Below are 23052 nucleotides of genomic sequence, written 5' to 3' on the forward strand. Positions count from 1 at the left end.
GGTGCCCAGTGCAACCGAGAAGGGGTTTTCTTACGAGGCGGTAGTACCCCCATCCACAGCAATATTCTGCCCAGTAATATGACGACCGGCTTCACTGGCCAGCAGCGCAGCCAGGCCTTTCATGTCTTCCTCGCCGCCGAAGCGGTTCAGGGGGATGCGCTCAAGCATCTTCTCGCCCATGGCGTCCAGCAGGCCCTGGGACATCTTGGAGGGGAAGAAGCCGGGGCAGATGGAGTTCACGTTGATGTTGTAGTGGCCCCATTCCGCTGCCAGGGCGCGGGTGAAGTTGACGTTGGCGCCCTTGGAGGTGTTGTAGGCGATGGTCTTCATGTCCTCCGGGTTGCCGGACAGGCCGGCGATGGAGGCGATGTTGATGACCTTGCCGGACTTGCGGGGGATCATGCAGCGCTTGCCCACTTCCCGGGTGAGGAAGAACATGGCGTCGACGTTCAGGTTCATCACCTTGTCCCAGGCTTCGTCGGGGTAGTCTTCCGCCGGGGCACCCCAGGTGGCGCCGGCGTTGTTGATCAGGATGTCGATATCACCGAAAGCCGCGACAGCCTCATCCACGAAAGAGGAGATGGCTTCACGGTTGGACATGTCGGCGGTGATGGTTTTCACCTCGATGCCCATGCCTTTCAGGTGCTTTTCCGCTTCGTCCAGTTCGTGCTGCTTGCGGGCGCTGATGATGACTTTGGCGCCCAGCTCGCCCAGGGACTCGGCCATCTGCAGGCCCAGACCACGGGAGCCGCCGGTAACGAGGGCGACCTTGCCGGTCAGATCGAAGAGTTGCTTAACGCTCATTGGGGGATCCTTTTGTTATTGGTTGCCCGGCCTGCATATAGGCCGGGCACCGTTATGGGTTTTACGCTGTCTTGTCGAGCAGGTTGTCGCTGACCTGGCCCAGGTGATAGTCCGCATCACCGAACAGCAGGTTGATCAGGGTCAGCCGCTTGAACAGGTGGGCCGCCCACATTTCGTCGGTCACACCCATGCCGCCGTGCAGCTGGACACCGATCTGGCCCACTTCCCGGGCACCCTGGCCGATCAGCAGCTTGGCCTGGGAGATGGCCTCGCGGCGGGCGTCACGGTCGTCGGAGTCGGCCTGGTCTGACGCCAGGATGGCCATGGAACGGCCCTGCTGGGCGTGGATGAACATGTCGGCCATCTTGTGCTGCAGCACCTGGAACTTGGCGATGGGCACACCGAACTGCTTGCGGGTCTGGGTGTACTCCAGGGTGGTCTCTACCATGGCATCCATGGTGCCCACGGCTTCCGCGCAGACGGCGGCCGTGCCCTGGTCGATGGCTTTCTCCAGGGCCGGGAAGCCCTTGTCCAGCTCGCCCACGATGGCGTCGGCGGAGACCTTCACGTCCTTCAGGCTCACTTCGGCGGTACGGAAACCGTCGTGGGTGGCGAAGTCGTTGATGGTCACGCCGCTGGCGTCCGCGCCCACCAGGAACAGGGTGATGCCGTTTTCATCACGGGTATCACCGCTGGTGCGGGCGGAGACGATCAGCTGCTTGGCCTGGCCACCGTGGATGACGGCGGTCTTGGCACCGTTGAGCAGGTAGTCGCTGCCGCTGGCCTCTGCTTTGGTTTTGACGTTGGCCAGGTTATAGCGGGCGCCGTTCTCGTAGGCGGCCAGGGCCATCAGCTTCTCGCCGCTGGCAATCGCCGGCAGGATGGCCTGCTTCTGGGCGTCGGAACCCGCGTCGCGTACCAGGCCACCGGCCAGTACCACGGTGGCCAGGTAGGGCTCGGTCACCAGGGCGCGGCCGAAGGACTCCATCACGATCATGGTGTCGATGCCGTTGCCGCCCAGGCCGTCATAATCCTCGGGGAAGGTGAAGGCCAGCAGGCCCATTTCCGCCAGCGCGCTCCAGATGGTTTCGTTGGTGCCTTTGCCGGACGCGAGGATATCGCGGCGCTTGTCAAAGGTGTACTCGTTGGCCAGGAAGCGGCGCAGCGAGTCCTGCAGCATTTGCTGCTCTTCTGTCAGTTCAAAATTCATGATCCGCTCCTTAAAGCCCCAGCACCAGTTTGGAAATGATGTTGCGCTGGATCTCGTTGGATCCACCGAAGATGGACAGTTTGCGCATGTTGAAGTAGTCACCGGCACCCGGTACGGCGTTCAGGCTGCCTACCAGAGGGCCGGTGTAGTCCGGCTCCAGGGCCTCGGGGATGTGGGTGATGGCGTCCTGACCGGTGGCTTCCATGGCCAGCTCGAACATCCGCTGGCCGATTTCGGTGCCACGGATCTTCAGGGTGGAGGCCTCGGCGCCGGGGCCGGAGGCGTTGGTCAGGGTCCGCAGTACGGTGATTTCCAGGGCGCGCAGCTCGGCGTCCAACTGGGCCAGGCGGTCGCGGAAGCGGGCGTTCTCGATGATCGGCTTGCCGTCGTCCTGTTCCTGGCGGGCGATTTCCTTCATGCGGCGCATCATGGCTTTCCACTGGCCGACGTTGGCCAGGCCGGTGCGCTCGTGGCCGAGCAGGTACTTGGCGTAGGTCCAGCCCTTGTCTTCCTCGCCGATGCGGTTCTCCACCGGCACCTTGACGTTGTCAAAGAAGACATCGTTAATCTCGTGCTCGCCGTCCAGCATAATGATCGGCTTGACGTCGATGCCCGGGCTCTTCATGTCGATCAGCAGGAAGGAGATGCCCTCCTGGGACTTCACTTCCTTGTTGGTGCGTACCAGGCAGAAGATCCAGTCGCCGTGCTGACCCAGGGTGGTCCAGGTCTTCTGGCCGTTGACGATGTAGTAGTCGCCATCACGCTCGGCGGTGGTGCGCAGGGAGGCCAGGTCGGAACCGGCGCCGGGCTCGGAATAGCCCTGGGACCACCAGACGGAGCCGTCGAGGATACCCGGCAGGTGGCGGTCTTTCTGTTCCTGGTTGCCGAACTTCATGATCACCGGGGCCACCATGCGCAGGCCAAAGTCCAGCTGGCGCGGGGCACCGGCGAGGGCGCATTCTTCCTCGAAAATCAGTTGCTCCACTTCGTTCCAGCCCGGGCCGCCGAATTCCTTCGGCCAGGTGGAACCGCCCCAGCCCTGGGCGTGGAGGATCTGCTGCCAGCGCTGGACCATGTCCTTGGTCGGCCGCAGTCGTTTCTGTACCCGCTCCTGGATATCGGCGGGCAGCTTGTCTTTCAGGAACTGGCGCACTTCCTGGCGGAAGGCTTCCTGTTCCGGGGTGTAATTCAGGTCCATGGCTTGTTCTCGCTTTCGCTGTTTTCGTAAAACAAGAGTTACGAACGGGCCCCTGAACTCTGTTCGGGGGTCCGGGTTCGGAATCGTAATCGTCTATACGGATGCGTGGATCAGGCTACTTCAAACAGGCCTGCCGCACCCATGCCGGTGCCGACACACATGGTGACGACCACGTATTTTACGCCACGACGCTTGCCTTCGATCAGGGCATGACCCACCAGACGTGAGCCGGTGGTGCCGTAGGGGTGACCCACGGCGATGGCGCCGCCGTTGACGTTCAGACGGTCCAGGGGAATGCCCAGTTCGCGCTGGCAGTAAAGTACCTGGACGGCGAACGCTTCGTTGAGTTCCCACAGGCCGATGTCGTCCACGGTCAGGCCGGCGCGCTTGAGCAGCTTGGGTACGGCGTAGACCGGGCCGATGCCCATTTCGTCCGGCTCACAGCCAGCGACCGCGAAGCCGCGGAAGATGCCCAGGGGCTGTACGCCACGCTGTTCGGCCAGCTTGCCGTCCATCAGGACGCAGGCAGAGGCGCCGTCGGAGAACTGGCTGGCGTTGCCGGCGGTGACCACGCCGCCAGGCATGGCGGAGCTGATCTTGCTGACGCCTTCCAGGTTGGTGTCCGGGCGGATGCCTTCGTCCTGGGACACGGTGACTTCCTTGCTCATCAGCTGGCCGGTGGCCTTGTCTGCCACGCCGGCGGTGGTGGTGATGGGCACGATCTCGTCGTCGAACTTGCCTTCCTCACGGCCCTTGGCGGCCAGGGTCTGGCTGCGCACGCCGTACTCGTCCATGTCCTCTTTCTTGATGTTGTAGCGCTGGGCCACGGTCTCGGCGGTCTGCAGCATGGACCAGTACAACTCTGGCTTGTTCTGCATCAGCCAGGGCTCGGCAAAGTAGTTCTGGTTGACGGTGGCCTGCACGGTGGAGATGGACTCGACACCGCCGGCAACCATCACCGGCACCCGGTCAACAGCAATGTGCTGGGCTGCCATGGCAATGGCCTGCAGGCCGGAGGAGCAGAACCGGTTGATAGTGGCGCCGCCGACGGAGACCGGCAGGCCGGCGCGGATGGCACCCATGCGGGCCACGTCGTTACCGGTGGAGCCTTCCGGCAGGGCACAGCCCATCAGCACGTCTTCGATCTCGGCCGGGTCGACCTTGGAGCGCTCAACGGCATGCTGGATGGCGTGGCCAGCCAGGGTGGCGCCGTGGGTCATGTTCAGGCCGCCGCGCCAGGACTTGGCCAGCGGGGTGCGGGCGGTGGATACGATGACAACATCATTCATAATCTTTCTCCTGTGTGCCGAGGTCCTCGCGGGCCCCGGCGATCAATTCGTTGGTACCTGGGACGCTCGCGTTACTGGTCAAACCCTTTGCCTTCTGCGGCGCGCTTGGCCAGCAGGTCGGCCGGTTCCCAGAAGCCTTTCTGGGTATTGGGGTTGGCGTCGAAGGCCTCCATGTCGCGTACCACGTTGGCCAGGCCCACCTGCTCGGCGTAGTGCATGGGGCCGCCACGGAAGACCGGGAAGCCGTAGCCGGTCAGGTACACCATGTCGATGTCGGAGGCGCGCTGGGCGATGCCTTCCTCGAGAATGCGGGCACCCTCGTTGACCAGGGCATAAACGCAGCGTTTGACGATTTCGTCGTTGCTGATCTTACGCGGGGTGATGCCCATCTCGGCACGGCACTCGTCCACGACCTTGTCCACTTCAGGATCGTGCAGGGCCTTGCGGTTGCCTGGCTCGTACTTGTAGAAGCCGGCACCGGTCTTCTGACCGAAGCGACCCATTTCACACAGGCGGTCGGCGATCAGGTTCTTCTTCATGCCCGGGTTTTCCGCGTACAGGCGCTTGCGGATGGCCCAGCCGATGTCGCCGCCGGCCAGGTCAGCCATGCGCAGCGGACCCATGGCAAAGCCGAACTTCTCGATGGCCTTGTCGATCTGCTGCACACTGGCGCCTTCCTCCAGCATGGTCAGGGCCTCGCGGGAGTACTGGTTGATCATGCGGTTGCCGATGAAGCCATCGCACACGCCGGAGACCACGGCGGTCTTGCGGATGGTCTTGGCCAGCTTCATGGCGGTGGCCAGGACGTCCTTGGCGGTCTTGTCGCCACGGATCACTTCCAGCAGCTTCATGATGTTGGCGGGGCTGAAGAAGTGCAGTCCGATGACGTCTTCCGGGCGCTTGGTAAAGCCGGCGATCTTGTTTACGTCCAGGGTGGAGGTGTTGGACGCCAGGATGGCACCGGGCTTGCAGATCTCGTCCAGTTTGGTGAACACTTGCTCCTTGACGCCCATTTCCTCGAACACGGCCTCGATCACCAGGTCCACGTCCTTCAGGTCGTCATAGCTCAGGGACGGGGTCAGCAGGTCCATCTTCGCCTTGGCCTTTTCTTCGGTCATGCGGCCTTTCTTGACCTGGCCTTCATAGACCTTGCGAACCGCTTCCACGCCACGGTCCAGACCTTCCTGCTTCATCTCGACGATGGTCACCGGGATGCCGGCGTTGAGGAAGTTGATGGAGATACCGGTACCCATGGTGCCGGCACCGATCACGCCCACTTTATTGATGTCGCGGGTGGGGGTGTCAGACGGTACGTCGGAGATCTTGCTGGTCTTGCGCTCGGCGAAGAAAGCGTGGCGCAGCGCGGCGGACTCGGGGGTCTGCATCAGCTGCTTGATGCCGTCGCGCTCGACCTTCATGCCCTCGTCGAAGGGCTTCTTGACGGAGGCTTCCACGGCTTCCAGGCACTTCAGCGGGGCCGGGTAGTTCTTGGCCATGGCGCCGATGGTGTTGCGGGCGAACATGAAGAAGCCTTCCGGGTTCGGGTGCTTCACCTTCAGGTCGCGAACCTTCTTCAGCGGCATCTTGTCGGCCACCACCTTGCGGGCGAAGGCTAGGGCGGCTTCCATCAGGTCACCGTCCACCACCTCGTCCAGCAGCGGCGTGCCCTGGAACTGCTTGGCCGGTACCGGGGTGCCGGAAACAATCATGTTCAGGGCATGCTCGACACCGATCACCCGGGGCAGGCGCTGGGTGCCGCCGGCGCCGGGCAGGATGCCCAGTTTGACTTCCGGCAGTGCCATCTGGGCGTCCGGCGTAGACACACGGTAGTGACAGCCCAGCGCCAGCTCCAGGCCGCCGCCCATGCAGTTACCGCTGATGGCGGCGATAACCGGTTTCTTGGCGGTTTCCACATAGTGGATGGCGGTGGTGAGGATCGGCTCCTGCATGACCTTCGGGGTACCGAATTCGGTAATGTCGGCACCGCCGGAGAAGGCCCTGTCAGACCCGGTAATGACGATGGCTTCGATGGCATCGTCCTGCTCGGCCTTCTTGATACCTTCGACAATACCCTGGCGCAGTTCCAGGCTGAGGCCGTTCACCGGCGGGTTGTCCAGGCGGATAACGGCGACGTTACCGTTGCTGTCGTAGTGTGCTGTGCTCATGCTGGCTCCTTTGTGGGTCGCTCTGTGGCAGCCCGGGGGTAAGGCGTGGGGGCCGCCGGTGCACGTGATGAAACGCGCGAATCTGGTCCATACACTGGTGTCTGGGAGTTCCGTACAGTAATGTATGTGCGCTGTGAAGGTCAACGATCCTGTGGTTACAGGTAGGTTTTCATCTTTCTGATGCGTTGATTTCACTGTGTTTGTTCTATCTTGAATCGTTTCTGAGGTCTGACTCCGATCTATGCCGAAAACGTCCGGTAACGCCCCGAGCCCGTCAAAAGCCGCCACCGCGAAAGCCCAGCTGACCCGGGATGACTGGCTGGATGCGGCTGCCGGTGAAGTGGCAGCTGGTGGCTTCAGCAACCTGCGGGTGCTCACTCTGGCCAAGCGCCTGGGGGTGACCCGGGGCAGCTTCTACTGGCACTTCCGGGACCACGAGGACCTGGTGGTCAGCTTTCTTGACCGCTGGCGGGACCGTCGCTTTGTCGAGCTGGACTACATGCGCCCGAAGGGCGAGAACCCCGAGCAGGAGTTGCACCAGATCCTGCAGCTGCTGCTGACCGACGCGGCCCGTAACATCCGTCGGCTGCAGGTGGAACTGGCGGTGCGGGACTATGCCCGCCGCAATGAGCATGCCGCCCGGATCGTCGACGAGGTGGACCAGGCGAGGGTGGAGCAGAACAAGCTGCTGTTCCGCAACCTGGGGGTTACGGAAGACCAGGTGGAAGACCTGGCCACGCTGATGTACATGGCCACGGTCGGCTCCCAGGTGGTGCAGGCCGGACGCAAGGGCAACGAAGCGGCGGTGGAGCGTATTGAGCAGCTTGTTGCCCGGGTGGCTTTGGGGCAGCGGCCGGACTAGGCCGTTTTCAGGAATTCGTTCATATGCCCGGCCACTTCCTCAGGTTTCTCTTCCTGCAGGAAATGCCCCGCATCCACCTGTTCCACCCTGATGGAATCAAAGCAGTCTTCAATATAGTTCAGGTATTCCGGCAGGATCACCTTGTCCTTGTTGCCGTATATGTACAGCGACGGCATGGTCCACTTGTGGCCGGCCAGTCCTGCCCAGCGTTTGGCATCGTCCGAGAACGCACGATAGTAGTTGGCGCCGGCCGCCGGGGTGCCGGGGATCGAGTACATGCGGACATATTCGGCAACCGAGTCCTCGGGGATCGGGTTTACGGCCCCGGTCACGAAGTAACCTATCCAGACGTCTTCCTTGCCCGGGATCATGCCTTCTGCCAGGCCCGGTTCCTGCTGGAAGTGCTGGTACCAGTAGGATTTGGTACTCTCGGAACGCACCTTCTGGATCACCTCCATGTTGCCTTTCAGATTGTTGATGATGGCGATGTTCATGATGATCATGCGGCTGACCCGGTCCGGCACCGCCAGCGCCACTTCCTGGGCCACAATGCCGCCCCAGTCATGGCCAATCAGCTGGAATTCGTTGATGCCAAGTTCATCCAGCATGCTGATCACATCCTGTGCCAGCGCCTGCTTGGCATAGTGGTTCTGGCCCTCTGTGCGTTCGCTGTCGCCCAGGCCCCGCAGGTCGGGGGCAATAACACGCAGACCGTCCTTCAGGTGACGACCCACGTGCTCCCAGCAGTAGGAGCTTTCAGGCCAGCCGTGGATCATGACCACCGGGGCGCCGCTGGCGCTTCCGCCTTCCCGCCAGGTAAACGTGCCGCGTGGGGTGGACAAGGTTTTGGGGTCGCTGAGAAACATGGGGCTCCTGCCTCGTTGTTGGTTTTGGGGAATCAGGTTGCATAACGAAACTCGATCCTAGGCAGGTGCGCCATCGCTTGTCCAGTCAGTTCGTTGAAAAAGAAGGTGGTGCAGGATAGAAAAAAAGAGCACCCGGCCGGAGGGGCGGCGGGTGCTCAAGAGGTCACTGAGTGGTGTCCCGTTTACGCGGGACACCGAGACCGGTTACAGACCGAGTTTGAAGTTGTCGATAACGATGCGGCTGGATGTATCCGCACCCATGATATGCAGCCTCAACTGGCTGATGGCGCCGGAGGGCTGAATGCTGAACTGGCTCTGGATGGAAGACCAGCTATTGGTCGCCATCTGGCCTTCGCTCAGCTGTTGCCAGTGCGCACCCTCATCATCCACATACCAGGCCCAGAGCTGGGCGCTGTCGGTAGCCATGCGGCGATTGCTCAGCATGATGTCGACAGAAGCGTTGTAGGTCTTGCCGGCTTCGATCAGGCCGGTGGCTTCCATCATGGGGCCTGAATAGGTGCTCATGCGGAACAGGGAGGCCAGGCCAAAGTTGCCTTCGCTGGCGGTGCGGGTACGGAAGACCCAGCTGCCCATGAAACCGGACCAGCCGGTACCGCCCTCTTCGAAGCCTTCCTCCAGTACGATGGTGTTGCCGCCATTGTCGGTGTCACCATCGCCACCATCGTCAGGTGCATCGGAAACCTTCATCAGGCGGATCTCGTCGGCCACGAAGTCCACGCCTTCGGCAGGGCCTGCGATCACCAGGCGGGCCTGGCTGATGTTGCCTTCGCTGGATACGGTAAAGGTCTCGTCGTAGTCGCTCAGCTCATTGGCGGTAACGGACAGCTCCGGCAGGTTCTGGTAGCGCGTGCCTTCGCTGTCGGTCAGCTCGAGGCTGGCGCGTACCGCATCGCGGCCGTCGGTTCCGGCCAGGGCCACCTTGGCGGTTACCCGGTACTGGGCACCGGCTTCAAGGCCACCTTCGATGGTCTGTACCGGCCCACCGTAGTATTCCGTGCGCTCGGTCGCCAGCAGCAGGTTGTCGCGGCCACAGCTGGTGGTAATGCTTGCGGTGGTCAACGTGGCCGCATTGTTGAAGCTGCTCCAGGGCGACAGGTCGTTGAAGTCCGGGCTGTTGATCAGATTGTTTTCGGCCAGCTCCGGCTTGTCGCATACCGGCAGGTCCGGGTCGGTGCCGCCATCGTCACCGTCGCCGGAGCCACCATCGGATCCGCCGCCGTCACCGGAGCCATTGTCGCCGCCGGAATCACCGCCATCGTCCGGATTGCCACCGTCGTCGGGGTTGCCGCCGTTGTCCGGATCTTCTTCGTCAGGGTCGCCGTCATCGATGACGGCGGTGGGCATGAAGTCCGCTACCTGGGCGGCGAGACGATTGACGGCGGTAACCGCATCCGCGCCGTTGCTGCGGTTGGCATCAACACCGCAGGGCTGGCCCTCGCAGCGAATCTGATTCGGGCTGGCGAACTGTGCCAGGTGATTGCGGGTGCCATAGGACTGGGGGTAGGCCATGATGGTGCTGAACAGGCCGGATACCCCGTGCCCCCGGCCCCACGGAAATACGGAACCGAATGAATTCTGGGCGTCGGAATGGCCCAGCGACATGTTGTGGCCGAGCTCGTGCACAAAGGTGTTGTAGCCACAGTTCACGCCAGACATGCTGTAACCATAGGCGGAGGCGTTGGAATAGAAGGTTCCGGCGTTTTCGGATCCACCGGGCTGGTAGCCAACACCGCAAATATAGCCACCGGCAGTGCGTTGCGATGTGCTGATCAGGGCAACCAGATCGGCGCCGTACTCACGGCGCTGACGGGCCACGGTGCTATCGGACCGGAATTGGCCAAGAACGTTGCCATCGACGCCGCCGTAATTGCCCTGCACCCGTTCGGTGCCCACCAGCCGGAGCTGGATATCAATATCACTGTTGCGGTAGGCCTGGTTGGCGTGCTCCACAAAGGAAACAATGCGGGCATTGATATCTTCACCGGAGCTGGTGCCGGCCGCTTCATCGTTGTAATAGACCAGTACATCAACCTGATTGGCCGCCAGACTCACGGTGCTTCCCATGGCAAGGGAAAGCCCGGCGAGCCATTGAATGGATTGTTTCATAACGTCAGTCCCTGATTTAGGGTGAATTTTTCGGCGGGTACTCCTTGGTCGCCGGTATGTCTATTTGGGTACTGCCGGCAGCTCTGGTATACGGCTGCCTTACTGCTGAATCGTTAACCGGATGGAGTGCCAGGCGGAGTCTGGTCGATGCCCGGTACCGGGATGGCATCCTGTTCTCCCGCCAGGTTGTCCTGAACGTCTTTTTCACTGGTCAGCACGGTGTCGCCGGTGCGGTTGTTGATGACCGCTGAAAAGACCCCTTCGGTGGTGCTCATGACCACGTAGGTGGAGGTTTCGCCCCGGGTGACGATGACATTGTCTTTCTCATGACCCCCGGTGACCGGCCCGCGGAATACCTGGATATTGTTGAGCTGGTTGCTGGTCGTGGTGAGCCGTGCGTTTAATGTGCGGCCCAGGTCCGGCACCTCCAGGGCCAGCTGCTGGCCCACGTGCAGGCTGGCCAGGTCGTCCGGATCGGCCTTGAGGCGCGTGGCGGGGAAGCCATCCACTTCGGTCTTGGTGGGGTTACTGCCGGCTTGCCACAGGGACACAACCGGGCGGGCATTGCGGGCCGGGTTGCTCGGCCTGGCGGGCAGGGCCGAGGTAGCATCGGAGTCTGGCCAGCGGGACACCTGGTCCGCCGGGTTGTCGTCTCTTGCCTGCGGATTCTGGCTGGTATCGGCAGCGTCGCCACCCGTGGGGGCAGAACGTTCACGGTCGCCGGCGGATGAGCCGGTTTCAGTGCCTGAGTCTGGGGTTGTTCCGGTTTGCGGGTCGGAGTCGGGATAAAACAGGAGCAGCAACACCACAATGATGACTGCGATACCTGTTACAAAGGCCAGGGCCCTGGACATGGGGACGCCTCCTGCGAGTGGATTTGTTCCTTCTGGACGTCCTATAGTGCCGGTAAAGTTTCGGCGTTAATAAGTGAAAAACTGTTAAATGTCCGAAAGTGGGACCCCGTTCAAAGTTACCGATCTGTAGATAATTCAGTCGTTTGCAATTGGGTGGTGTTTTTTTAGACTGCCCCGGTCAGATTGCGGTTCTGTCTCTGGTGTCCTCCCGCCAATGGGGGTGTTCGACAGCCAGCCGGACCACGTGCGCCGACCCGGCCGCACTCCCAAAGGGAACAGCGAGACGAAAGGAGTCCCGTCATGACCGTATCCTACCCCCTGTTACACAAGGCCGTTGCCGGCCTGCTCACTGCCATGCTGGCAGCGCCATTGCTGGCGGATACCCGAATCACCCTTGACCGGAATGGTTCCGGGCAGCAGCCGGTGACATACCGCGATGCCGATCACCTGCGCATTGGTACTGACGCCCAGCCCAACTGGTATCTGACCACCGGCGGCAGCCGCTTTGTGATCATGAAGTCGCCGGATGGAAAGAAACGTTTTGCCATGAATATGGACGAATTTCTGGCCCGGGACGATGCGCCCCCCGCGGCGGAGGCTGATCTGGAGGCGTTAACCGCCACCAATACCGGCCGGGAAGAGACGGTCAAGGGTATTACCGGTCAGGTCTATCAGGTGGAGGTTGGTAATAACAGCTGGGAGCTGGTGCTGACGGACGATGAAACCATTGCGACCGTCACCGAGGCGGTGTACGGGGCCGAAATCCGCATGGCGCAGATGTCCGGCCAGGCGATGGCCGCCCAGCCCCTGGCATCGGAACTCGCCCTGGCGAAGTCACTCGGGGCCCCGGGCATCCTGCGGGGGCAGCTCTATACCCTGGCTGAGCTGGAGCAGGGCGATGACCTGCCCGACGAGCATTTCCAGCTGGCGGGTGACACCCTGGTGGTCAAGGACTGGAAGGAAATGCAGGACGCCTATCATTGATCGCCCGTGCCCCCCGGCTAAGTGAGCGGGTTACCCCGCTCCCCGGACTGGCGGGGCCCGGCGCAGCAACCGATATTTGCGGCGCTGGTTCAGGCCGATCAGCACCAGGGGTACCACAATCATCAGGCTGCCGGTGACAAACCACAGGTCCGGCACCTCACCGAACATCAGCCAGCCGATGCCGATGGCCCAGATAAGCCCGGTGTACTCGGCGCTGGTGACCTGGTTGGCGTCCACGTGGTGGTAGGCCTTCAGTACGCTGGCGTTGTAGCCCAGGATGAACACCGCCGACCCCACCGCGCTGCCGACAATTTCCCAGCGCCAGGGTGCCCCCTCCCAGATGGCCAGGGCCAGGCTGGCCGGAAGTACCAGCAATGAGTTGAGGAACAGCTTGTGCAGCGTGGACTGCCGTTTGGGCAGCTTGCGCACCATCAGGGCCGCTACGGCCAGGCAGAATGCCGTGCCCAGCGCCGACAGCGACGACAGGTCGAGGGCGACCGGCCGCAGGATGACCAGTACCCCGGCAAACCCGCTGATTACCGCCAGTATACTCAGCGGCGAGAGCCGCTCCCCAAACAGTACGACCGACAGCACCATCACCAGCACCGGTGCGGCATAGAATACGGCGTTGGCGGTTGCCAGTGGCAGGGTGGTCAGCGCCACCACCATGCACAGCAGGCCCGCCAGCAGCACATGGGACCGGACCGCGTGTACCACCACCCCTTCAAACAGGCGGCGGAATTCGGCTCTTTTCAGCAGGGGCATCAGCAGGGCAACGGTAATCAGGCTGCGCAGGAAGGCAAACTGGAACACCGGCGCCTGAGGTTCCATCAGCTTGATGAAGACATCGGACACAAGGGCCATGGCGTTGCCAATGACCAGCAGCAGGATGGCGCTGTTGACGGTTTTGCCTGACATGATTGCGCCCCCTCTGAGCCGATGACTGGAGCCGGGAGTATAGGAAGCTGTGAGTATCCGATAAAATGATATTTGTTGTCGTGATATGAGATTATTCGATAATGAAACTGCCCCCGTTGAAGTCTCTGCCGGTTTTCGAGGCGGTCGCCCGTCTCAACAGCTTCTCCCGCGCGGCTGACGAGTTGAATGTCAGCCAGAGCGCGGTGAGCCACCAGATCAAGCAACTGGAAACCTTCCTGGGAGAGCCCCTGTTCCAGCGCCAGGGCCGGACCCTGGCGCTGACGCGGGAAGGGCAGGACTATCTGGAGGGCATCTCCTCAGCCCTGTTCCAGATTGACCGGGCCACCGGACAGTTGTTGGGACGACAGGACAGTAGCCTGCGACTGGCGGTGTTCAGCTCCTTTGCGGTGCGCTGGCTGGTGCCCCGGCTGCCTGACCTGCACCGGCAGCATCCCGAGATTCAGCTGGTGCTGGAAATGACCGGCGAACACCCGGTCCTGTCGGGACGGGTGGCGGACAGCTTTATTACCATCAATACGGATTCGCCGGCGTTCAGTTACGACCTCCTGTACCGGGAGCGGCTGTTTCCGGTCTGCAGCCGTCAGTACTGGCAGGAGATGGCGGCGGGTGATCTCACTCACGAAGACGTAACCCACCACCCCTTGCTGTCCACTTTCAGCATCTATAATCGTACCTGTGGTGACTGGGAAGCCTGGTTTGCCGAAGTCGGCCGTCAGGTGCCGCCTGCCACACAGGTGCAGCATTTCAGCCATATGCTGTTGGCACTGGAGGCCGCCCGTTACCATCAGGGCATTGCCCTGACCAATGACTACATGCTCAGCAACCGGGACGATGCCGGGGACTTTGTTCGCCTGCCACTGCACAGTGTGGTGACCGGCGACAACTTCTATTTCGCCAGCAAGACCAGCCGTCGCCATGAGCCCGGGTTGCGATCGCTGCGCAACTGGTTGCTGGCCCGGGCCATTGATAGTGGCCTGCTGGATGACGAAGCCGGTAACACCAGCCATCGAAAGGAGCCTGAATGAGCCGATCAACGCCATCCGAGACCGCTGACAGGCAGAACCATGACAGCCTGGAGGGCCTGCTGGAGCGGATCAGGAAAACCGATGGTGATGGCCGCCAGGTAACGGTGCGAGAGATTCTTGACGCGGCGGGCACACGCAGTTTCGGCCCGGTGGCGGTGCTGGCCGGGCTGGTCGTGCTGGCGCCTCTGGTCGGTGACCTGCCGGGTGTGCCCACCCTCATGGGTATGCTGGTCATTCTCACCGTCGGCCAGCGGTTGTTCCGCCGGAACTATATCTGGCTGCCTGGCTGGCTGAGCCAGCGCCAGGTGCCGCGGGATAAACTGCATAAGGGGCTGGCGTTGTTGCGTAAACCGGCCCGCTTTCTGGACCGCTTTACCGCGCCCCGGCTGACCTGGCTGATGACCGGGGGCGGCAACCTGCTGCTGGCGCTGGCGTGCCTGGTGGTCGCCCTGGCCCTGCCGCTGATGGAGTTCGTGCCCTTCAGCGCCAATGGCGGCGGCCTGGCGCTGATGACCTTCGGCCTGGCCATGATCGCCCGGGACGGCGTGGTGGCCGTGCTGGCACTGGTGTTCAGCGGGGGGACCCTGGGATTTATCGGCTGGCAGCTGGCCAGTAATTTCTGAGACGGGACACTCGTGACTGGCCAACCGGCGGTGGCTGAGGCAGGATGTGGCTTTTGCAGTCACAGACAGGTAGTAAGTATTCCATGGCAAAACTCTTTATCGTCCGACATGGGCAGGCCTCTTTTGGCGAGGCAAATTACGACAAACTTTCCGAGCTTGGCTGGCAGCAGGCCCGTTGGCTGGGGGAATATTTCGCCGAACGGGAGCTGGATTTCCACCGGGTAGTGGCTGGCAACCTGCAACGTCAGCAGGATACCGCCAAAGGCGTGCTGGAAGGCATGGCCAGTGCCGGCGCGGAAGTCTCTACGCACCCCGGGCTGAATGAATACGATGGTGAGATGATGTACCGCGCCTTCACTGGTCACGGAGATCAGCACCTGCACCAGAAACGGGACTTCAAGGACTACTGGCGCACCTTCCGTTCCGCCTATGAAGCCTGGATCGATGATCGCCTGACGGATGTCACCGAGACCTGGGGTGATTTCGGCAATCGTATCGACGACGCCATCAATCACGCCTGCGAGGGTGCCGGCCGGGACGATGCCGTACTGGTGGTGACCTCTGGCGGGGTTATCGGCTCGGCCCTTACCAAGCTGATCGAAGGCCCCCAGCGGGGTGCCATCCACTTCAACTTCCAGTTCCGTAACACCGCATTCTGCGAAGTCATCGTGGGCCGCAGTGCCCGCCGGGTGCTGAACTTCAACAACGCCCCGCACCTGGAAAGGCCGGGGCGTCGCCACGCCCTGACCCACGTTTAGCGGTAAGTGGGAGCAGGGGCTCCCGGACTCACTCCTGTGAGTCCGGTTGCTCGTCCCGGGGCGGGCGCTCCACCACCTTGCGTTTGCCCTTGGCGCAACGGGATAGCGCCTTCAGCCCCTCGGCGTCGAAGGCATCCACCCGGATAACATCGTATTGGGCGGTCAGCGCCTCCAGCAGTTTGTCGGATTCCTCCTTCTGCACCACGCCCTGCTCCAGGGCCCAGTCCACCAACTCCTTGCGCTGGTGGCCCAGCAGCATGTCGATACCACCGAGCTCTTCCGGATCCCGGTTACGCAGCGCCTCATGCAGGCGGGCGCGCGCATCGTGGGTCTCGTTGGCCAGCTGGTAGGCGTTGATCACCCGGCCCAGGGCGTCGTCCGGCTTGTCGTTCACGTAGCAGCCGCGGCTGATGCGTTTGCGCAGTGGCGTGTCCTTCACGATGCTGGCGGCCACTTCCGTGCCCAGCCGGTCGTCGGGGCCGTTCAGGCCGGTAGCGCCCAGCGGGAACACCAGTATCCGCAGCGGCCAGCGCAGCAGCGGCACCGGGAAGTTGATAATCGCCTCACGCATGGACGCCTGCAGGTCCCGCAGGGAGGTTTGCAGGGCCCACTCCACCATCGGGCGCTGGTCGTCCGGATAGCCCTCCTCATGCCATTGCTTGATCACCGCGCTGGCGTAGTACAGGTGCACCAGACAGTCCGCCATGCGGCCGGAAAGCCGCTGGCGGGCCTTGAGACCGCCGCCGACGGTCAGCAGGGTAACGTCTGTCAGCAGGGCGAAGGCCGAGGAGAAGCGGGCCAGTTGCCGGTAGTGCTTCTGGATGTTGCCCTCCCTGGGTACCGGCTCGGCCACCCCCCAGGTGAGGCCCAGTACCATCGACCGCAGGGCGTTGCGGGTGGTATGGGCAATGTGACGATAGAAGATGCCATCAAACTTGCGCACGGCCTCACGCTCGTCCTCCATGCCCGCGGCCTCGATCTCGTCCACGATGAACGGGTGACAACGGATGGCGCCCTGTCCGAAGACCATCAGGCTGCGGGTAAGTATATTGGCGCCTTCGACAGTGATGCCGATGGGCACGGCCTGGTACGCCCGGGCCAGGAAGTTGCGGGGCCCGGTAATGACACCACGGCCGGCGACCACGTCCATGGCATTGTTGATCACTTCCCGCATCAGGTCGGTGTTGCGGTACTTGAGCACGGCGGATGGCACAGCGGGCCGTACGCCACGGTCCAGCATGCCCGCGGTCAGCAGGCGGGTCGCATCCATCATGTAGGTGTAGCCGGCAATGGGTTCGAGGGCTTCCTGAACCCCCTCGAACTGGCTGATGGACCGGCCGAACTGTTCCCGCACCAGCGAGTAGGAGCCGGTGGCGAGGGCGGCCAGCTTGCCAGCGCCGGTGCCCAGGGCGGGCAGCGAGATGGACCTGCCGATGGACAGGCATTCCAGCAGCATGGTCCAGCCCTTGCCGAGCATGTCCTGGCCGCCAATGACCTGCTCCATGGGGATGAAGACATCGTTGCCCCAGGTGGGACCGTTCATGAACACCGTATTCATGGGCAGGTGGCGGGCGCCGGCATGAACGCCTTCGGTGTCCCGGGGGATCATGACGCAGGTGACCCCCACATTGTCATTGCCGCCGAGCAGCTTGTCGGGGTCGTAGACCTTGATGGCCAGGCCGATCAGTGTGGCCACCGGTGCCAGGGTGATGTAGCGCTTGTTCCAGGTCACCTTCAGACCCAGCACTTCCTTGCCATTCCACTGACCCTTGCAGACGATACCCTTGTCCGGTATCGCGCCGGCGTCGGAACCGGCCACCGGTGAGGTCAGCGCAAAGCAGGGGATTTCCTCGCCACTGGCAAGCCTGGGCAGGTAGTGCTGCTTCTGGTCGTCGGTGCCGTATTCCATGAGCAACTCGCCCGGGCCCAGGGAATTGGGTACCATGACGGTGACGGCGGCTGACACACTGCGGGTGGAGATCTTCATCACGATCTCCGAGTGGGCCGTGTGGGAGAAGCCCTTGCCGCCCTGGTCCTTCGGAATCATCAGGCCGAAGAAGCCGTTCTCGCGGATGAACTTCCACACCTTGTTGGGCAGGTCGTAGTCTTCGTGGGTGATCTTCCAGTCATCCAGCATGGCGCAGAGCTTTTCCACCGGGCCGTCCAGGAACGCCTGTTCCTCACTGGACAGGTGGGCGGGCCGGGCATCCAGCAGTTTTGACCATTCCGGCTGGCCGGAAAACAGTTCACCGTCCCAGTCTACCGATCCGGATTTGAGCGCTTCCTGCTCAGTATCCGAGAGTGTTGGCAACTGGCCCCGCACCCAGCCAAGCAGGGGTTTGCTCAGCTTGTCCCGGCGCAGGTCCCGGGCGTGGAGGATGATCAGTGCGAGGGCCAGCAGGCCGCCCCCGAACAGGATGCTGAGGATGTGCCAGTTGTCCTGGGCCATGCCCGCCAGGGTCGCCGCCACCAGCACCACCGTGGCAACGGTGCCGCCAAGTCCCAGGTAGACCAGCACCAGGGCACTGATCACAAGAAGCAGAACACTCATGGGTAGACCTCCATATCGGGAATGGAATCGGGGATAACTTCGTTTACCATCGGCCAAAGAGCGTGTGGTTGCAAGTGTGGCAGCGGCAGGATCCGGGCCTCGGCCGGTCATCTTGATCCACATCAGCCGGTGGCTTTCGGTTCAGGGGCTATACTGGCATCGCTTTCCAAAGGACCCGTCGTCAAAGGATACCTGATCAATGCCAACCCCCGCTCCCGATAAACGTACCCAGTTTTCCATCTGGTATTTCGTGGCCGTGCTGCTGCTTCTGTTCCTGCTCCCGGACTGGCTTTCCTCCCAGCCGCAGACCATCCGTTACAGCGAGTTCCGGGCGCTGGCCCTGGCGGGGGAGCTACAGGATGTCACCGTGGCCACAGAACAGGTCAGGGCATCGGTGCGGCGGGATCAACTGGCGCCCTATCTGTCATCGGAGGAGCTGAGCCGGTTGCGCACCTCCGAGGGCGACCGCGTTCCTGTCCGGGCCGTGCGGGTGGAGGACCCGGACCTGGTGCAGGTGCTGGAAGAGGCCGGCGTAGACTTCACCGGGGTGCAGGAAAACACCTGGTTCACCTCGCTGATGTCCTGGCTGTTGCCGCTGGCCCTGCTGGTGCTGCTCTGGAGCTTCCTGCTGCGACGCATGGGTGGCATGGGCGGCGGCAGCGGCAGCATGATGTCCATTGGCAAGAGCAAGGCCAAGGTGTACATGGAAAAGGACACCAGGGTGACCTTTGACGATGTGGCCGGCGTGGACGAGGCCAAGGGTGAGTTGCAGGAGGTCGTCGACTTCCTCAGGGACCCGGACAAATACAGCCGCCTTGGCGCCCATATCCCCAAGGGCGTGCTGCTGGTGGGGCCGCCGGGTACCGGCAAGACACTGATGGCGAGGGCCGTGGCAGGTCAGGCCGGGGTGCCGTTCCTGTCGATCAGCGGGTCCGAGTTCGTGGAGATGTTCGTGGGCGTGGGGGCCGCCCGGGTGCGGGACCTGTTCAACCAGGCCCGTGGCATGGCGCCGGCGATCATCTTTATTGATGAACTGGATGCCCTGGGCCGGGCGCGGGGGGCCAACCCCATGATGGCCAATGACGAGAAGGAGCAGACCCTCAACCAGTTGCTGGTTGAGCTGGATGGCTTTGACCCCTCAAGCGGCCTGATCCTGCTGGCGGCCACCAACAGACCGGAAATCCTGGACCAGGCGCTGTTGCGGGCCGGGCGTTTTGACCGGCAGGTGCTGGTGGACCGCCCAGACCGTACCGGCCGTGCCCAGATCCTGAAAGTCCATATCCGCAAGATCAAGCTGGATACCGCCACCGATCTGGACCACATTGCTGCGCTCACGCCCGGATTCACCGGTGCCGACCTGGCCAACCTGGTCAACGAGGCCGCCCTGCTGGCCACCCGTCGCAATGCCGATGTGGTGACCCTTGAGGACTTCAATGCTGCCATTGAGCGCATCATTGCCGGGCTGGAAAAAAAGAACCGTATCCTCAGTGAAAAGGAGCGCAGGACCGTGGCCTACCACGAACTGGGCCATGCGCTGGTGGCCATGTCGCTGGAGGGGGTGGATCCGGTACAGAAGGTTTCCATCATCCCCCGGGGCATCAGTGCCCTCGGTTATACCCTGCAACGGCCCACCGAAGACCGGTTCCTGCTGACCGAACAGGAGCTCCGCAACCGCATGACGGTATTGCTCGGAGGCCGGGCGGCGGAGTGTCTGGTGTTCAGGGCCACCTCCACCGGCGCCGCCGACGATCTGGAAAAGGCCACCGATATCGCCCGTGATATGGTCACCCGCTTCGGCATGGTCCCGGCACTGGGCCAGGTTACCTACGAGAAAGCGGCTCAGACCCATCTGCAGCAGCGGTGGCTGGACACCAGTCGCCAGTACAGCGAAGCCACCGCTGAAGCCATCGATCAGGCCATACGGGAGCTGATCGATCAGGCGTTCAATGAGGCCACTGACCTACTCAGATCCCACCGCCAGACACTGGAGAGCGGCGCCGTACAGCTACTGGCGGCAGAGGTGCTCAGTGGTGACGCGCTGCAGAAACTTCTGGGACAGGAGCACTCGTCGGACAGCTGATGGTGCTGTCCCCTGAAACGTAACAATGCAAACGATTGTAAAAAGAACCTGTTGCCCAGCCTTAAGAATGATCCGGTTTGCGTGTTTATGAGAACACATGGACTCGATCAATTCTTTGTTGTAGTGGGGTGTTTGGATGTTTCATCGGCTGACGGTTGCGGGGAAGCTTGGCCTCGGTTTCGGGTTTCTGTTGTCTCTCATGGTACTGATCAGTCTGGTGGGCAATTTCCGGGTGGGGTTCATGGATCGCACCCTGCACGAGGTGCGGGAAGGGGCTGCGGTCAAGCAGCGCCATGCCATCAACTTTCGTGGCAGTGTCCACGATCGCGCCATTGCCATCCGGGATGCGGTGCTGGTTCGGAACGACAGGGCTCTGGAGGGTCACCTTCGGGATGTGCAGCGCCTGGACGCCTTCTACCAGGATTCCGCCGTGGCCATGGACAGACTGTTCGACGAGCTGGGCGCCACGGATCGTGAGGCCAGGCTGCTGGCGGACATCCAGCAGATCGAGCGCGATACCCTGGCGCTGACCGAACGACTGATTGACCTCCGTCGCGATCAGGGCCCGGAAGCGGCCCGCACCTTCCTGCTGGAAGAGGTATCGCCGGCCTATACGGAATGGCTCAAGCGAGTGAATGCCTTTATTGATCACCAGGAGGCCATCGTGTCTGCCGATATCGACCGGGTCCAGGATGCCGCCTCCAATTTCCAGACCCTGATCTTTCTTGTCACCGGTTTCGCCATTCTGGCTGGTGTTGTGGTGGTCGTGCTGATTATCCGTAACCTGAAATCGACCCTGGGAGCGGAGCCTGAGACCGTGGCGGAGGCCATTCGTGCCATGGCTGATGGCCAGCTGGACCAGGATATACAGACCCGTTATCCGAACAGCGTGATGGGGGTTCTGAAGGAAACCACCGGGCGCCTGGGCGCCACCATGACCCGCGTCCGGCAGGCCTCCACGCAATTGGCGGAGGCTTCCTCGGAGCTGCTGGGCACCGCGGATAACAACCGTGAGCAGATCCGCCTTCAATCCGAGGAGGCCCAGCAGATGGCGGCTGCCGTCAACCAGATGGCGGCCACGGTCAACGAGGTGGCCGGTTTTGCCGCCAACGCCGCCTCAGCAACCCGCACCGCCGATGAAGAGGTGGAGAATGGCAACCGGGTGGTCGGCGACACCGCCACCGCCATCGGCAACCTGGCGGATACCCTGGAAGGGGCCACTGACACCGTCAAGCAGGTAAGCCAGGACAGCGCCAACATTGAAACCATCATCGAAGTGATCAATGGCATTGCCGAACAGACCAACCTGCTGGCCCTGAACGCCGCCATCGAGGCCGCCCGGGCCGGCACCCATGGCCGTGGCTTTGCGGTGGTGGCGGACGAAGTGCGCTCGCTGGCCACCCGTACCCAGGATTCCACCCGTGAGATCCAGGAGATGATTGGCAAACTGCAGACTGGCGCTGGCCAGGCGGTAACGGCCATGGAAACCAGCCGTGAACGGGCCCGGGAGACGGTTGTGCAGACCGGGGAGGCTCGCGATGCACTGGCCCGGATCCGTCACGAAGTGGGCGCCATCAACGACATGAACGCCCAGATCGCCAGCGCGGCCGAAGAACAGAGTTCCGTGGCGGAAGAGGTTAACCGCAATATCAGCCGTATCCACGATGCCACCGTGGAAACCGCGGCCGGTTCGGAGCAGGTGGCTGCTTCCAGCCGGGAGCTGGACACCCTGGCGGATCAGTTGCGGGGCGAGGTGTCGTTCTTCCGTACCCGCTCGGGAGCCTGATTTTCAGACATAGCCGGCGCTGAACACCAGGCCCAGCACCACCGGCATGACCACAAGGCTGGCCAGGTTGCTGATCAGCACCAGCGAGGCCACCTTGTGGGGTTCCTGGCGGTACTGCTCCGCCACCATGTAATTGAGCACCGCCGGTGGCAGGGCGGCGAACACCCACAGGCTGGCCACCTGGAGCCCCGGCAGTTCCATCAGTGCGATCATCGGCCAGGCCAGGAGCAGACCGCTGGCGGGACAGGCAATCGCACCGATCATGCCCAGCTTCCAGTCACTGAAGTCCACATCCAGCATGCGGATGCCCAGGGTGAACAGCATCAATGGGATACAGATGCCACCGAGCATGTTGAGGGCTTCCATCAGCCAGCCGGGCAGCGCAACCCCACCGATATTGACCGCCAGCCCGGCGATGGTGGCCAGCACCACCGGCACCCGCAGCCGTTTCAGCAGCGAGGTGTGCGGGTCCAGCATGTAAAGGCCTATCGAAAAGTGCAGCAGCATTTCCACGATAAACAGCACGATGGCGGCGGGCAGTGCCGCCTCGCCAAAGGCCAGCACGATCAGTGGAATACCCATATTGCCGGAGTTGCAGAACATCATGGGCGGCAGGAAGGTCTTCAGGTTCAGCCCCAGAATCTTTGCCACCGGCCACAGCAGCAGGCCCGAGCCGAGCACAATCACCACCGCCGCTGTTGCCAGCCAGGCGTAGTCCCCCAGCGGGGCCTGCTGGTCAGCCAGTACCGCGAACACCAGCATGGGCACGAACAGCTCCATGTTGACGGCGTTCATGCTCTGGATGTCGGTCGAGCGGTAGCGACCATACAGGGCGCCACATCCGGCAATGAGGAAGACCGGTAATAATGTCGACAGGATCTGGCCTATCATGAAAACTCCGTGCCTTGACTGGCAAGCAGGGTAAACGGTA

General features: G+C 62.4%; 18 protein-coding genes. 7 read left to right on the forward strand and 11 right to left on the reverse strand.

Translation table 11 applies throughout. The features are described 5' to 3' along the window. Positions 1 to 30: 30 nt before the first annotated feature. The 5 genes from ACFOZ5_RS02540 to ACFOZ5_RS02560 form a co-directional block, all read right to left on the reverse strand. Positions 31 to 804, reverse strand: coding sequence for an SDR family oxidoreductase (locus tag ACFOZ5_RS02540; RefSeq protein WP_379885189.1), 774 nt, complete (start codon positions 802 to 804; stop codon positions 31 to 33). A 61-nt stretch (positions 805 to 865) separates the two neighbouring features. Continuing rightward, positions 866 to 2014 (reverse strand): acyl-CoA dehydrogenase family protein, encoded by a 1149-nt coding sequence (locus tag ACFOZ5_RS02545; protein ID WP_379885191.1) that lies wholly within the window; start codon positions 2012 to 2014, stop codon positions 866 to 868. 10 nt (positions 2015 to 2024) lie between these two features. Further along, positions 2025 to 3212 carry an acyl-CoA dehydrogenase family protein gene (locus ACFOZ5_RS02550; RefSeq protein WP_379885193.1) on the reverse strand — a complete coding sequence of 396 codons (1188 nt, stop codon included), beginning with the start codon at positions 3210 to 3212 and terminating at the stop codon, positions 2025 to 2027. 110 nt (positions 3213 to 3322) lie between these two features. Next, positions 3323 to 4501, reverse strand: a complete 1179-nt coding sequence (locus tag ACFOZ5_RS02555; RefSeq protein ID WP_379885195.1) for an acetyl-CoA C-acyltransferase — start codon at positions 4499 to 4501, stop codon at positions 3323 to 3325. A gap of 71 nt (positions 4502 to 4572) precedes the next feature. Beyond that, positions 4573 to 6666 carry a 3-hydroxyacyl-CoA dehydrogenase NAD-binding domain-containing protein gene (locus ACFOZ5_RS02560; protein ID WP_379885197.1) on the reverse strand — a complete coding sequence of 698 codons (2094 nt, stop codon included), beginning with the start codon at positions 6664 to 6666 and terminating at the stop codon, positions 4573 to 4575. A 241-nt stretch (positions 6667 to 6907) separates the two neighbouring features. On the opposite strand from ACFOZ5_RS02560, the gene ACFOZ5_RS02565 reads away from it, so the two are divergent. Further along, positions 6908 to 7528, forward strand: coding sequence for a TetR/AcrR family transcriptional regulator (locus tag ACFOZ5_RS02565; RefSeq protein ID WP_379885199.1), 621 nt, complete (start codon positions 6908 to 6910; stop codon positions 7526 to 7528). Here the strand turns inward: ACFOZ5_RS02565 and ACFOZ5_RS02570 are convergent. The 3 genes from ACFOZ5_RS02570 to bamI form a co-directional block, all read right to left on the reverse strand. Then, on the reverse strand, positions 7525 to 8394 hold the full coding sequence (locus ACFOZ5_RS02570; RefSeq protein ID WP_379885201.1) for an alpha/beta fold hydrolase: 870 nt from the start codon (positions 8392 to 8394) through the stop codon (positions 7525 to 7527). The genes ACFOZ5_RS02565 and ACFOZ5_RS02570 overlap by 4 nt on opposite strands. A gap of 204 nt (positions 8395 to 8598) precedes the next feature. Then, positions 8599 to 10521, reverse strand: coding sequence for a biofilm-associated metzincin protease Mep72 (locus tag ACFOZ5_RS02575; RefSeq protein ID WP_379885203.1), 1923 nt, complete (start codon positions 10519 to 10521; stop codon positions 8599 to 8601). A gap of 113 nt (positions 10522 to 10634) precedes the next feature. Next, a complete protein-coding gene (gene bamI, locus ACFOZ5_RS02580; RefSeq protein WP_379885205.1) occupies positions 10635 to 11375 on the reverse strand; it encodes a biofilm-associated metzincin protease inhibitor BamI in 741 nt (246 codons plus the stop codon). A gap of 300 nt (positions 11376 to 11675) precedes the next feature. On the opposite strand from bamI, the gene ACFOZ5_RS02585 reads away from it, so the two are divergent. Next, positions 11676 to 12359, forward strand: a complete 684-nt coding sequence (locus ACFOZ5_RS02585) for a hypothetical protein (RefSeq protein WP_379885207.1) — start codon at positions 11676 to 11678, stop codon at positions 12357 to 12359. Positions 12360 to 12389: 30 nt separating this feature from the next. Here the strand turns inward: ACFOZ5_RS02585 and ACFOZ5_RS02590 are convergent, their stop codons facing one another. Further along, on the reverse strand, positions 12390 to 13277 hold the full coding sequence (locus ACFOZ5_RS02590) for a DMT family transporter (protein ID WP_379885209.1): 888 nt from the start codon (positions 13275 to 13277) through the stop codon (positions 12390 to 12392). A 101-nt stretch (positions 13278 to 13378) separates the two neighbouring features. On the opposite strand from ACFOZ5_RS02590, the gene ACFOZ5_RS02595 reads away from it, so the two are divergent. The 3 genes from ACFOZ5_RS02595 to ACFOZ5_RS02605 all read left to right on the forward strand — a co-directional run bounded on the left by ACFOZ5_RS02595 (position 13379) and on the right by ACFOZ5_RS02605 (position 15704). Next, positions 13379 to 14323, forward strand: a complete 945-nt coding sequence (locus tag ACFOZ5_RS02595) for a LysR substrate-binding domain-containing protein (protein ID WP_379885211.1) — start codon at positions 13379 to 13381, stop codon at positions 14321 to 14323. Next, positions 14320 to 14946, forward strand: coding sequence for an exopolysaccharide biosynthesis protein (locus ACFOZ5_RS02600; RefSeq protein WP_379885213.1), 627 nt, complete (start codon positions 14320 to 14322; stop codon positions 14944 to 14946). Before ACFOZ5_RS02595 ends, ACFOZ5_RS02600 begins: the two co-directional genes overlap by 4 nt. A gap of 83 nt (positions 14947 to 15029) precedes the next feature. Beyond that, on the forward strand, positions 15030 to 15704 hold the full coding sequence (locus ACFOZ5_RS02605; protein ID WP_379885215.1) for a histidine phosphatase family protein: 675 nt from the start codon (positions 15030 to 15032) through the stop codon (positions 15702 to 15704). A 28-nt stretch (positions 15705 to 15732) separates the two neighbouring features. Here ACFOZ5_RS02605 and ACFOZ5_RS02610 read toward each other — a convergent pair whose 3' ends face one another. After that, positions 15733 to 18255 (reverse strand): acyl-CoA dehydrogenase, encoded by a 2523-nt coding sequence (locus ACFOZ5_RS02610; protein WP_379885217.1) that lies wholly within the window; start codon positions 18253 to 18255, stop codon positions 15733 to 15735. A 199-nt stretch (positions 18256 to 18454) separates the two neighbouring features. On the opposite strand from ACFOZ5_RS02610, the gene ftsH reads away from it, so the two are divergent. Both ftsH and ACFOZ5_RS02620 read left to right on the forward strand, forming a co-directional pair. After that, positions 18455 to 20335, forward strand: coding sequence for an ATP-dependent zinc metalloprotease FtsH (ftsH, locus tag ACFOZ5_RS02615; RefSeq protein ID WP_379885219.1), 1881 nt, complete (start codon positions 18455 to 18457; stop codon positions 20333 to 20335). Between the two features lie 136 nt (positions 20336 to 20471). Next, positions 20472 to 22121: a methyl-accepting chemotaxis protein gene (locus ACFOZ5_RS02620; protein ID WP_379885221.1), complete on the forward strand. Its 1650-nt coding sequence runs from the start codon at positions 20472 to 20474 to the stop codon at positions 22119 to 22121. Between the two features lie 3 nt (positions 22122 to 22124). Here ACFOZ5_RS02620 and ACFOZ5_RS02625 read toward each other — a convergent pair whose 3' ends face one another. Beyond that, positions 22125 to 23012, reverse strand: coding sequence for an AEC family transporter (locus tag ACFOZ5_RS02625; protein WP_379885223.1), 888 nt, complete (start codon positions 23010 to 23012; stop codon positions 22125 to 22127). Between the last annotated feature and the right edge of the window lie 40 nt (positions 23013 to 23052).

Source organism: Marinobacter lacisalsi, from assembly GCF_042651045.1.
GTDB classification, from domain to species: Bacteria; Pseudomonadota; Gammaproteobacteria; order Pseudomonadales; family Oleiphilaceae; genus Marinobacter; species Marinobacter lacisalsi.

Coding starts and splice junctions, on each gene's coding strand:
- ACFOZ5_RS02620 (WP_379885221.1), top strand. CDS start 20,472: ATGTTTCATCGGCTGACGGTTGCGGGGAAGCTTGGCCTCGGTTTCGGG.
- ACFOZ5_RS02545 (WP_379885191.1), bottom strand. CDS start 2,014: ATGAATTTTGAACTGACAGAAGAGCAGCAAATGCTGCAGGACTCGCTG.
- ACFOZ5_RS02575 (WP_379885203.1), bottom strand. CDS start 10,521: ATGAAACAATCCATTCAATGGCTCGCCGGGCTTTCCCTTGCCATGGGA.
- ACFOZ5_RS02605 (WP_379885215.1), top strand. CDS start 15,030: ATGGCAAAACTCTTTATCGTCCGACATGGGCAGGCCTCTTTTGGCGAG.
- ACFOZ5_RS02555 (WP_379885195.1), bottom strand. CDS start 4,501: ATGAATGATGTTGTCATCGTATCCACCGCCCGCACCCCGCTGGCCAAG.
- ACFOZ5_RS02600 (WP_379885213.1), top strand. CDS start 14,320: ATGAGCCGATCAACGCCATCCGAGACCGCTGACAGGCAGAACCATGAC.
- ACFOZ5_RS02590 (WP_379885209.1), bottom strand. CDS start 13,277: ATGTCAGGCAAAACCGTCAACAGCGCCATCCTGCTGCTGGTCATTGGC.
- ACFOZ5_RS02595 (WP_379885211.1), top strand. CDS start 13,379: ATGAAACTGCCCCCGTTGAAGTCTCTGCCGGTTTTCGAGGCGGTCGCC.
- ACFOZ5_RS02625 (WP_379885223.1), bottom strand. CDS start 23,012: ATGATAGGCCAGATCCTGTCGACATTATTACCGGTCTTCCTCATTGCC.
- ACFOZ5_RS02540 (WP_379885189.1), bottom strand. CDS start 804: ATGAGCGTTAAGCAACTCTTCGATCTGACCGGCAAGGTCGCCCTCGTT.
- ACFOZ5_RS02565 (WP_379885199.1), top strand. CDS start 6,908: ATGCCGAAAACGTCCGGTAACGCCCCGAGCCCGTCAAAAGCCGCCACC.
- ACFOZ5_RS02550 (WP_379885193.1), bottom strand. CDS start 3,212: ATGGACCTGAATTACACCCCGGAACAGGAAGCCTTCCGCCAGGAAGTG.
- ftsH (WP_379885219.1), top strand. CDS start 18,455: ATGCCAACCCCCGCTCCCGATAAACGTACCCAGTTTTCCATCTGGTAT.
- bamI (WP_379885205.1), bottom strand. CDS start 11,375: ATGTCCAGGGCCCTGGCCTTTGTAACAGGTATCGCAGTCATCATTGTG.
- ACFOZ5_RS02570 (WP_379885201.1), bottom strand. CDS start 8,394: ATGTTTCTCAGCGACCCCAAAACCTTGTCCACCCCACGCGGCACGTTT.
- ACFOZ5_RS02585 (WP_379885207.1), top strand. CDS start 11,676: ATGACCGTATCCTACCCCCTGTTACACAAGGCCGTTGCCGGCCTGCTC.
- ACFOZ5_RS02560 (WP_379885197.1), bottom strand. CDS start 6,666: ATGAGCACAGCACACTACGACAGCAACGGTAACGTCGCCGTTATCCGC.
- ACFOZ5_RS02610 (WP_379885217.1), bottom strand. CDS start 18,255: ATGAGTGTTCTGCTTCTTGTGATCAGTGCCCTGGTGCTGGTCTACCTG.